Consider the following 9,905-nt stretch of genomic DNA (forward strand, 5'->3'; position numbering starts at 1 on the left):
CCCTTAACCTTTAGCTGAAGATGCTCAGGAATATCCGCAGTAAAAGCGTTCTGCCCCGGCTTGATATAAGACAAACGTTCCTGCACGACCTTTGACTGCTTAGTTAGTTCAGTACCGGTCATATCGGAAGTGATAGGAGGATTCTCCAGGGCAGTACGAGCTGATACATCGTGGTTGCGATAAGGCTCGGTAGAAGGAACCTTGAACTCTACATCTTGGTCGTTACGAATACCCACAATGATAATTCGGTGACGTGCTTGAGGAACGCCGTACTCTTCAAACTTGTATAGGTTGGTTACAAGCTTGTAGCCCGCCTTCTCAAAGGTTTCGAGAATCTGGTTAAAAGCTTTACCCTCGTTAGCGCTACGGAGTCCACCGACATTCTCGGCAAGGAACCACAGAGGCTGGAACATTTCCAAAGCCTTTGCTCCGTAGGTGTAGAGCGGACCGTAGGTGCCATCCAGTCCCTTCTGCTCCCCCACGGTGGAGAAATCATTGCAAGGGAAGCCGAAGGCTAGACCATCAATATCGCCCAGCTCTTTCAGCACGGAGTAGTCGAGCTCTCGAATGTCTGCATGCACTACAGATTCGGGGCGATCCGGGCAGATATTTTGGCGGTAAGTATTGCAAGTATCTTCGTCGTAGTCAGTCGCCCACTGGTGAACAATCTTCCAGTCGGGGTCAGAGATAGAAGCGCGAGTTGCTCCAATAGCAAGGCCACCAGGGCCACAGAAAAGTTCACCTAGCTTAAATTCCATGCCCACCACTATACACTAATATATTCGAAAATATAACTACTAAGCTGCACATACTTTCGAATATTGAAAACATTAAAGTATCTAAAAATATATTTAATTAAATCAAAAATCATATTCTCATCATCCTCTTAGTATTCGAACGCACAAGTAACCACATGTATAGCCTCCCCTCTCGTTCCAATGAGTGCCCAACTTACAGGCCTTTGACGGATGTCCCATATCTATATCCAGCTTCCAGCTCACCGGTCGGGGGCAATGACCACCAGGCGCGCGCCTCCTTCTCCGCTGGGTTAGTCTTATAGCATGACCTGGATGAACGGCCTGCGCGCCACTTTTGACCTTGAAACCACCGGTGTGGACGTCACCACCGCCCGCATCGTGACTGCTTCCCTGATTCTGCTGGACCCTCAGGGTAATGTGGTGCGCCGTGGCGAGTGGCTTGCTGACCCCGGCGTTGAGATTCCTGCCGGTGCCGCCGCTGTGCACGGTATTACGACCGAGTACGCGCGTGAGCACGGCCGTCCCGCCCGCGAGGTCGTGTGGGAGCTTGCCGGTGCGATTGGTGCGCTCAATATTGACGGCGTGCCGATTATTGCGTTCAATGCCGCCTACGATTTTTCGGTGCTGTACCACGAGATGCTGCGCCACAATATTGCCAACGGTGAGCTACCGCCCGGTGTGGTGCTCGACCCGTATGTTCTGCATAAGCATGTGATTCCGCGTAAGCGCGGCAAGCGCACTCTGGAGGTTCTCGCCGCCGAGTACGGTGTCTCCCTGGAGAATGCACACACTTCCGCTGATGATGCCCTGGCCGCCGAGCGTCTGCTGGTCAAGCTGACCGAGCAGTTCCCCGAGGTCCTCAACGTGGATGCGCGCCAGCTGCACGAGCAGCAGATTCAGTGGGCGGCGGAGCAGGCGGCGAGCTTCCAGGCGTGGTTGCGCACGCAGCCGGGTAAGGAATCCGAGGTTATTGACGGCCGCTGGCCGGTGCGCCGATAAAACTGCGCCGCTAAACCTGATCCGCTAAACCTGCCCCGAATATAAGCACCCCGCAGCCCCTCCCGTCTGCGCTCAGCATGCCCGTCGCATCCGCCTTTACTGACGGGCTGACACTATCCCCGTTTGGGCTTCTCCCCTATGCTAGATAAGGACCACACCTATCGAATAGCACGACCCGGAAGGTCTCTCATGGATGATCAGCCCCGCACTACCGAGCCGTACCCTGACACGAATACGCGCAGTATTTATCTGGGGTCTACCCGTCTGGCGCATGAGCACCTGGTGGCGCAGTCGCAGGTGGTGCTCCGCCTGGGCCGCATCCTGATGAAGTCGGGTGCGAGTGCGTACCGTATTAAGGCGTCGATGGCGCGTTTGGCGAAGGCTGTGGGGTTGAAGGAGCATCACGCGCAGGTGACCTTCACCGAAATTTCGACGTCTTCGTACACGGACGGTAATTTCCGCACCGAGGTGGCTGAGCAGCGCACGATGGGCATTAACGCTCATAAGCTGGATCAGCTGGGTAAGTTCATTTCTGAGCTGCCCGAGAAGATTACCCCTGCGGAGGCGAACGCCGAGCTGGACCTTATCGATTCGGCAAAGCCGCTGTACACCCGCTGGATGCTGGCGTTGGCGTCGGCGGTGGCGTGTGCCGGGTTCGCGTTCCTGAACCGTGGCGGCCTGGTGGAATGCTCGGTCGTGTTCCTCGCCGCCGGTGCCGGCCAGTTTTTGCGTTCGACCCTGCTCAAGCGCGGCGTGAGCCATTTGGCAACGTGGATGGCGTGCGGCTTCCTGGCGGCGGGCCTATACATCGCGATTGTTAATGTGCTGGTTGCGGCGGGTTGGATTAGCCCGAACCACATGATTGGTTTCATTTCGTCGGTGCTGTTCTTGGTGCCTGGATTCCCCATGGTGACGGGCATGCTCGATATTTCGCGCATGGACTTTTTGGCGGGTATTTCGCGTCTAACCTATGTGGGTTTGTTGTTGCTGAGTGCGTCGTTTGCGGTGTGGGTTTTGGGTTCGCTCTTCCACCTGCCGTTGGCGGCTCCTGCGCCCCTTAACCTTAATCCGACCCTGTATTTAGTGTTGCAGGTGCTTTCTTCGGGTGTTGCGGCGGCTGGCTTCGCGATGCTCTTTGCCGCCTCCCCGGTGGCGTGTGTGTGGGGTGGTTTGATTGCTGCGGTGGCGAACCCCGCCCGTATTCACATGGTGGAGGCGGGTATGCCCGCGCATATGGCGGCGACCATTGCCGTGTTTGGTGTGGGTATTCTGGCTGAGATTGTGGCGCCGCTGCATCAGCGTAAGTACACGCGTATTTCTCTGTCGGTTCCGGCGGTGGTGACGATGGTTCCGGGTGTTCCGTTCTACCGTTCGATGTCGTATTTTGCGAGCGGTGACATGTATTCGGCGGCGAGCGGTTTTGTGCAGTCCCTGCTGATTTTTATGGCATTGGGTATGGGCCTGGCGTTTGTGCGTCTGCTCTTTGATAAGAACTGGCTGTTTGATCAGGACACTCAGGTGCTGAACCGTCTGGATACCGACCGGCATATGCGCTAGTTTCTGGGTTTCTCCACCTATCTGTTCCCTAACTTGTCTGTTGTGTTTTATCGTCACCTTTCGGTACGTTCAGGTGCTTGTCACCTGCGGTTCATCTGTAGCGCCTATGATGGTTAGGTACGGGACGCTCGTAGCGTGCGGGCTCTGTCGCCTGCCGTGCGTCGTCCCTTGTAATTCTTTAGTTCGCCGTCCCTGTTGAAAGGCACCGATACGATGACTCCTTCCTCTACCCACCCGCTGCACCACGAAGCCAGCGAGAAGCTGTTTGAGCGTTCTCGCGCGGTGATTCCCGGCGGCGTGAACTCCCCGGTGCGCGCCTTCAATTCTGTGGGCGGCACCCCCGCGTTTGTGGCGAAGGCTAAGGGCGCGTACCTGTACGATGCGGACGGCAACGAGTACGTTGACCTGGTCTGCTCGTGGGGTCCGTCGATTCTGGGTCATGCGCATCCGCAGGTTGTTGAGGCGGTTCAGCAGGCGGCTGAGCGCGGCCTGTCCTTTGGTGCGGCGAGCGCGCCGGAGGCTGAGCTGGCTGAGCTGGTGGTCAACCGTATTAACGCGGTGATTCCTGGCGCTATTGATCAGGTGCGTATGGTGTCCACCGGTACTGAGGCGACCATGACTGCGATTCGTCTGGCGCGTGGTGTGACCGGTCGCGACAAGATTATTAAGTTCGCGGGCTGCTACCACGGTCACGTGGATGCGCTGCTTTCCGAGGCCGGTTCGGGTGTGGCTACCCTGGCGCTGCCGGGTTCTGCTGGCGTGACTGCTGCAACCGCCGCGGAGACCATCGTTCTGCCCTATAACGACCTGGACGCTGTACGTGAGGCGTTCGCGAACCATGAGGGTCAGATTGCCGCAATTATTACTGAGGCGGCACCCTGCAACATGGGTGTGGTGACCCCCGAGCCCGGTTTCAACCGTGGCCTGCACGAGATTGCTCACGCGAACGGCGCGCTCGTCATTTTTGATGAGGTGCTGACCGGTTTCCGTGTGTCTTCGGCTGGTTACTGGGGCTACGCGGCTCCCGAGGATGGCGGCTGGGTTCCCGATATTTTCACGTTCGGCAAGGTCATTGGTGGCGGTATGCCCATCGCGGCGCTGGCCGGTAAGCGTGAGGTCATGGAGCACCTGGCGCCGGTCGGCCCGGTCTACCAGGCGGGTACCCTCTCCGGTAACCCACTGTCCGTTGCGGCGGGTATTACGACCCTGACCCTGGCTGATGCCGCCGTTTACGCGCACCTGGATTCGCGTAGCGCCCAGCTGCAGCAGGCTCTGACCGAGGCGTTCAATGCCGCCGGTGTGGACCACTCCATCCAGAGCGCCGGTAACCTCTTCTCGGTCGCGTTCGGCACCTCTCAGGAGGGCGTGCACAACTACGCCGACATCAAGGCCTCGGCAACCAGCCGCTACAACGCGTTCTTCCACTCCATGCTCGAATCCGGCGTGTACCTGCCGCCGAGCGCATTCGAGGCATGGTTCGTTTCTGCCGCCCACGACGATGAGGCGATGGAACGTATCATCTCGGCTCTTCCGGCTGCCGCCGCTGCGGCTGCCTCCGCGTAAGGGTTTGAGAGACGTAAGGAGGTGAGCGGCTCATGGATTTGAGCGCTCTGGGACTGCCCATGGAGCAGCTACGCGACGTGTGGCTGATTGCCTTCATGGTGTACGTGGGCTTGTGCCTGCTGGTAGATATCGCCTACCCGGTGCCCATCAAGAAAGAGAAGGCAGCCGACCTGTACCTTGAGGTGTCCGGTTCGCCCGTTGATGAGGCGCGCCGCGCCACCGCGGAACGTACCGCGATGGGTGCGCCGCTGAGCTCCTCCCGTAAGGGTAGCGCCACGAAGAAGGCTAAGAAGAAGCTGGATTCTATTGAGGGCGCCGGCGTGTTTGGCGGCTGGTTCCACACGATCATGTACCTGTGGGGCTGGATTGTGGCGGTCTCAATCTTCACCCTGTACTGGGATATCGTGTACGACGGCATTCTGCTACCGGCGTTGCTTCTGCCGTTCCTCATGGTGTACCTGGGTGCGCGTATTGGCCGCCGTCACTGGCGTGCCGCCCGCGGATACAGCAAGGACGACCGTGTGCTGGGCATGCCGCGCATCTACTCGGCGACGCTGGGTAAGCTGAGCGCCCCGTTCCGTGTGCGCAGCACCGTGCCGGGTGTGGAGCCGATTCGTGACGACCGCACCGTCTACTGGGTGCTCAACGGTATTGCGTTCCTGCTCGCCTCGGTCTTCTTAGTTTCGCTGGCGGGCTGGAGCATCGACGAGGATTGGGAAGCGATCTATATCGGTCACGCTTCTTGGTTCTTGGCGGCGGCGTACATTCCGCTGCTGATTATGTTGCTGATGTATAACCGCGATTATGTGCTGTTCAACCCGGATTCGTTCCAGGCTGGGCGCCTGTTCCTTCCGGCGAAGTCCCGCCCCTACTCGGATGTTCGCGCGTTCCGCGTGTACCCGAAGAACCCGGACGCTATCAACCTGAACCCGAAGGATGCGAGCCAGTGGACGCTGGAGATTCTGCTTCCGGGCGGCCGCAAGCACGACTATGCGCTGAATAATCACCAGATTGATTGTTTGGTGGCGCAGATTGCGTTCAACATTGAGCAGGGACGCTGGGCGCAGCTGGATTCGCCGGCGGACCGTGAAATGTTGGCGAAGTACTTCGTGGACGGCCGCGTGATCTGCACGACCATGGGTTACAAGCCTGCCGGTAAGCATGCGGAGGAGGCGGCACGCCGCGCATCCTTCCAGAAGGCGCAGTACAAGTAAGCGAGTTGCTTTTATACCGCGAGAAGCCACATGTGTTTCGAGAAGCCACGTTTTATGTTGCTTTTCGAAACACATGTGGCTTCTCAGCACCGTAAACACACCATCACCGACACCGTAGAGAGGACAATTCATGGAGCTAAGCGCTTTGGGGATACCCCTAGAGCCGTTGCGCTACATATGGCTCATAGCCTTCCTGCTGTACCTGGTGGTGTGCGTAGCAGTCGATATCGCCTACTCCTCAACCATGAGCAAGGAAGAAGCGAGACGGCTACACGTTTTCTACAAAGGCTCCCCCGTAGACAAAGCGATGAGGTACGCCGAACGCCGTTCCCTGGACGGCGACCCGCTCCCCAAACATAAGCTGCGTTCCAACCTCACCCGCGCCCGGAAAGAACTCGATAGCATTTCTGGCGTATCTAAGTTTGAGGCGTGGATGCACGCCGTCATGTACATGTGGGCTTGCGTTATCGCGCGGTCCATCTTTCTGCTGTACAAGGACATTGCCCGTGACGGCATCCTGCTACCGGCACTAGTCCTTCCGTTCTACATGGTCTATCTGGGTGCATGCTGGAGCCGCTTCATTTGGCGTAGCTCCCGCTACTTTAACCTCGATAACCACACCGCGGGTATGCCCCAAGTCCTGGGCGAAATGCTGAACCGTATTGACGCGTTCTTTGCTCCGCGGGACGCACATCCCCAAGCTAAACCGGTGCGTTCGACGCCTAGACTCTATCTGGGGCTCTGCGTGACCGTGGTGGTGGCGTTGGTGCTGGCACTCATCGTTTTCCTCTACTCGCTGGTCGGTTGGACGATTCTGTACACGCCGCCGATGCCTATTGGTGGTGCCTCAATCCTGCTGGCGGTTACTGTCTCCGCGGCGTTAGCGTTGCGTTGGCATTATTTGAAGGTCTACCTGCTGTTCAACCCCGATTCGTTCTACATTGGGCGGCTCTTCCTACCGGCGAAGAAGTACAGTTACCCCGATATTGTGGAGTTCTGCGTCTTCCCGAAGAACCCTGAACAAATCAAGCCGACCTTCTACGAGCCGTCGCAATGGCAGATAGAAATCAAGGTGCCGTCTTTCATTCCGCCGAACCTCGCCAAGCGCATCCCCTGGCTGCGCAGGCATATTGTGGCGGTGCACGATGAGCGCGTCGTCTGTCTGACCTCCCAGGTTGCGTTCTACTTGGAGCAGGAACGCTGGGCGGACCTGCGCTCCCCCGCCGACCGTGAAAAGCTCGCGGAGTACTTCACCAACGGCAACATTGTGTGTACCTCCCTCGGGTACAAACCCGTCAGCGAAGAGCCGGAGGAACGATCATAAACAGCGAAAAGCCACATGTGTTTCGAGAAGCCACCAAAGACGTGGCTTTTCGAAACACATGTGGCTTCTCAGCGTTCAAAGAGGGAGGGATTTAGGCGTCCAGCTCGCGGAGCCAGCCCGCCGCCTCCGTACCGTAATAAGTCAGAATAACGTCCGCACCTGCACGGTGAATCGAACGCAGCGACTCCAACACCACAGCCTTACGGTCAATCCAGCCGTTCGCCGCAGCCGCCTCAATCATCGCGTACTCACCCGACACCTGATACGCCGCCACCGGCACCGGCGAAAACTCCGCCACCTCGCGCACAATATCCAGGTAGCTACCGGCGGGCTTCACCATCACCATATCCGCGCCCTCCTCCAGGTCGGCGCGCACCTCCAGCAGCGACTCACGGCGGTTCGCCGGGTCCTGCTGGTAGGTCTTACGGTCGCCCTTGAAGGTCGACTCCACCGCGTCACGGAACGGGCCGAAGAAGGCCGAAGCGTACTTCGCCGAATACGCCATAATCGACACGTCCTCGAATCCGGCCTCGTCCAGAGCGGCACGCATCGCCGCAATCTGGCCGTCCATCATGCCCGACGGCGAAACCGTGTGTGCGCCCGCGCGAGCCTGCGAAACCGCCATCTTGCAGTACAGCTCCACAGTCTGGTCGTTATCCACCACGAGCGTGCCGTGGCCGTCATTGACCAGCACGCCGCAGTGGCCGTGGCTCGTGAACTCGTCCAGGCAGGTATCAGCCATGACCACCAGGTCGTCGCCGAACTCCTCGCGGCACACAGCAATCGCGCGGTTCAGGATGCCCTGCGGGTCCCAGGCGGTCGAGCCGACCTCGTCCTTATCCTCGTCGCGGGGAATACCGAACAGGTCAATGCAACGGATGCCCGCCTCGTACGCCTCACGCACGGCGGGAATGATGCTCTCCAGGGTGTGCTGGTACTGACCGGGCATGGAGCGAATCGGCTGCGGCTCGGTGATACCGTCACGCACGAAGAACACCTGAATCAGCTGCGAGGGGCGCAGGGTGGTCTCAGCGACGAGGGAGCGCATGGCTGCGGTGGTGCGCAGGCGGCGCGGGCGGCGGGTGAGGTTCATGATCTCTCCTGAAAACTCGATAAAAATATGTGGTCTTAGTAGATGAGGGATGCGCCTACATGAGGGATACAGCGGCGCGCGCCAAATCCTGCGGTGACGGCGAATCGGCCTGCACGTAGCGCAGGTTGAGGGCGCGGCATGCGGAGGCGGTACTCGCCCCAATCGCCACCACCGGCGGCACAGATTCAGGCGTTAGCGCACCGTCGAGTAGGGCATGCAGGCGGGAGGGGGCGGTCACCACGAGCACATCCGGCGCGGGGGTTTCGGGGGCGCCCGCCTCAGATGTGTTGCCCTGTACGAGTGCGCGGGCGGCGCTGAGGCTCAGCTCGCCGGGTTCCACCTGCTCGGCGGGCACCATGTCGTAGAGCACGCAGCGGTGGCTATCCCAGCCCAGGTTTTTGAGGCCTTCGCGCAGGGTCGGGCGGGCGTTGGAACCCTCCAGAACCAGCACTGCGGCGGCATCAGCTACAGGCTTTTCAAACTCCGCGAGCATACCCGCGGCGCTCTGCACCTGCGGCTGAAAGTCCGTATCCAGCCCCAGCTGAGCATGCACGGCGCGGGCAGTTGCCGCACCCACGCAGGTGACGCGCGCTCCCCCGGCGTGAACCGCACGGGCAAACTCCGCACCCCACAGCTGCGCGCAGGCGCGAACCGTGTTGGCGCTCGTGAAGCTCACCCACGCATAGTGGCCGGAGGCGAGCGCCTCCAGCGCGGCGGCGTGTTCTGCGCCCGGCTTGACGGTGCGTGCCTGCTGTAGGGGTGCGAAGAGTACCCGGCACTCCCCCAACCCGTTCTGCACGCTTTCCTCGGTGAGAGCGCGTGCGAAGGCGGCGCCCTGGGCGGCGGAGCGGGTCAGCAGAACCGTGCGCGGGGGCGCAATTTCCGGGGTACCAGTTTCCGGGGATTCAGTTTCCGGGGCCTCAGCTTGCGGACTAGCGGCAGACATGACGCCTACTTCAGGTCCAAACCGGCAAGGGCAGCGGCACCCATCTGCAGCAGGTCTTCTGCCACGCGCACGCCCAGACGCTCGGCGCCGGGCACATCCAGTTCGGCGGTTGCGGAAGTGTGGCGCAGCATGTCGGTGCCGTCCGGGGACGCCACCACAACGCTGAGCACCAGGTCACCCTCAACCACCTGCGCGTATGCGCCGATGGGGGCGGCGCATCCGGCTTCAAGGCGGCGCAGCAGGGCACGCTCAGCGCTGACGGCGAGGCGGGTTTCGTGGTGGTTCGCGGCAATCAGGGCGCGGCCGAGGGCACGCACCGGGCGCGCCACCTCGGCGTCGGACAGCACGGCGGGGTCCGGGTTCTCGAACTCGCTTTCGCGCACTTCCAGGGCGAGCGCGCCCTGGCCGGGGGCGGGCAGCATGCGGGTGGGGTCAAGGTACTCGGTGATGA

8 protein-coding genes and 1 pseudogene are annotated in these 9,905 nt (G+C 60.1%); 5 read left to right on the top strand and 4 right to left on the bottom strand.

What is annotated here, in order from left to right:
• Positions 1-758: DNA cytosine methyltransferase (locus HXO69_RS07865; protein WP_296546364.1), on the bottom strand; the 758-nt coding region annotated here is incomplete at its 3' end.
• 303 nt (positions 759-1,061) lie between these two features.
• Here HXO69_RS07865 and HXO69_RS07870 point away from each other — a divergent pair.
• The 5 genes from HXO69_RS07870 (at position 1,062) to HXO69_RS07890 (ending at position 7,415) form a co-directional block, all read left to right on the top strand.
• On the top strand, positions 1,062-1,757 hold the full coding sequence (locus HXO69_RS07870; protein ID WP_296546366.1) for a 3'-5' exonuclease: 696 nt from the start codon (positions 1,062-1,064) through the stop codon (positions 1,755-1,757).
• 189 nt (positions 1,758-1,946) lie between these two features.
• Positions 1,947-3,314, top strand: a complete 1,368-nt coding sequence (locus tag HXO69_RS07875) for a threonine/serine exporter ThrE family protein (protein ID WP_296546368.1) — start codon at positions 1,947-1,949, stop codon at positions 3,312-3,314.
• A gap of 213 nt (positions 3,315-3,527) precedes the next feature.
• A complete protein-coding gene (gene hemL / locus HXO69_RS07880) occupies positions 3,528-4,877 on the top strand; it encodes a glutamate-1-semialdehyde 2,1-aminomutase (RefSeq protein WP_296546369.1) in 1,350 nt (449 codons plus the stop codon).
• A gap of 32 nt (positions 4,878-4,909) precedes the next feature.
• The gene (locus tag HXO69_RS07885; protein ID WP_296546371.1) at positions 4,910-6,091 is read left to right on the top strand and encodes a sugar dehydrogenase; all 1,182 of its coding nucleotides are present in this window, start codon (positions 4,910-4,912) and stop codon (positions 6,089-6,091) included.
• Positions 6,092-6,398: 307 nt separating this feature from the next.
• Positions 6,399-7,415, top strand: coding sequence for a transcriptional regulator (locus HXO69_RS07890; RefSeq protein WP_296546372.1), 1,017 nt, complete (start codon positions 6,399-6,401; stop codon positions 7,413-7,415).
• 91 nt (positions 7,416-7,506) lie between these two features.
• Here HXO69_RS07890 and hemB read toward each other — a convergent pair whose 3' ends face one another.
• The 3 genes and pseudogenes from hemB to HXO69_RS07905 all read right to left on the bottom strand — a co-directional run.
• Positions 7,507-8,508, bottom strand: a complete 1,002-nt coding sequence (gene hemB / locus HXO69_RS07895) for a porphobilinogen synthase (protein WP_296546373.1) — start codon at positions 8,506-8,508, stop codon at positions 7,507-7,509.
• A gap of 55 nt (positions 8,509-8,563) precedes the next feature.
• On the bottom strand, positions 8,564-9,454 hold the full coding sequence (locus HXO69_RS07900) for a uroporphyrinogen-III synthase (protein ID WP_296546375.1): 891 nt from the start codon (positions 9,452-9,454) through the stop codon (positions 8,564-8,566).
• A gap of 5 nt (positions 9,455-9,459) precedes the next feature.
• Positions 9,460-9,905: pseudogene (locus HXO69_RS07905) on the bottom strand (hydroxymethylbilane synthase); the annotation flags it as partial.

Source organism: Rothia sp. (in: high G+C Gram-positive bacteria) (genome assembly GCF_015265375.1).
Taxonomy (GTDB): domain Bacteria; phylum Actinomycetota; class Actinomycetes; order Actinomycetales; family Micrococcaceae; genus Rothia.